The organism is Streptomyces palmae (assembly GCF_004684805.1).
GTDB classification, from domain to species: domain Bacteria; phylum Actinomycetota; class Actinomycetes; order Streptomycetales; family Streptomycetaceae; genus Streptomyces; species Streptomyces palmae.
Genome location: NZ_SRID01000777.1, coordinates 1 through 700, shown reverse-complemented (window position 1 = coordinate 700; position 700 = coordinate 1). Strand labels below are relative to the sequence as shown.

Here is a 700-nt window from a genome sequence, read left to right as displayed (position 1 = left end):
GGCACCCCCGCCCGTACCGGAGGCGGACCGCCCCACGGGCGAGATGTGAGCGGGACGGGCCTGGTGCCCGCGGGGTGGGTGTGGAGGTGCGGCGCGGCTTCCGCCCGTGCGGAGGCGGACCGGCTCTCGCGGGGGAGATGTGAGCGTGCCGCGGGCCGTGCTCGCGGGCCGGTGGTGCGGGGTGGCCCGCTTCGCCGCCCCCGCCTCGCGTTTCTCCGCCGTGCGGCCCTGCCCGGCCGGCGCCGGAGGCGGACCGGCCCCCGCGGCTGAGAGGTGGGGCGCGGCGTCGTGTTGTGCGTGGGGCCGGCGTGTTGTGCGATCTCGCCCCACCCCGCCCGCGCCGGAGGCGGGATATGGGTCCGCCGCGTCGCTTACCCGAGGGTGCGGCGCGGCGGGCTCAGGGGTTGGAGATCAGTCGTCGGAGCCGAGGAGCGGGCGGAGCTGGTCCGGGAGCTTGTGCTCGCAGGTCTGCCGGGACTGCTTGGTCAGCGCGTCGTTCACGCAGGTGTAGTAGTCGCGGTAGATCAACTGGAAGCTGAACGTCGAGACCGCGATGACCAGCGCGATCCCGCCCGCGACCAGTCCGCTGATCGCCGCGGTGGCCTGCGGCCTCGACGAGAACCCACGGGGCGCCGGAGCGGGCTCGGGGCGGCGCGGCTTGGCCCGCAGCGAGCTGATGCCCCAGTAGACCGACAGCGCG

General features: G+C 75.9%; 1 pseudogene. It reads right to left on the bottom strand.

Going from position 1 to position 700, the window contains the following annotated elements:
- Window positions 1–411: 411 nt before the first annotated feature.
- A pseudogene (locus E4099_RS33455) lies at window positions 412–700 on the bottom strand (hypothetical protein); the annotation flags it as partial.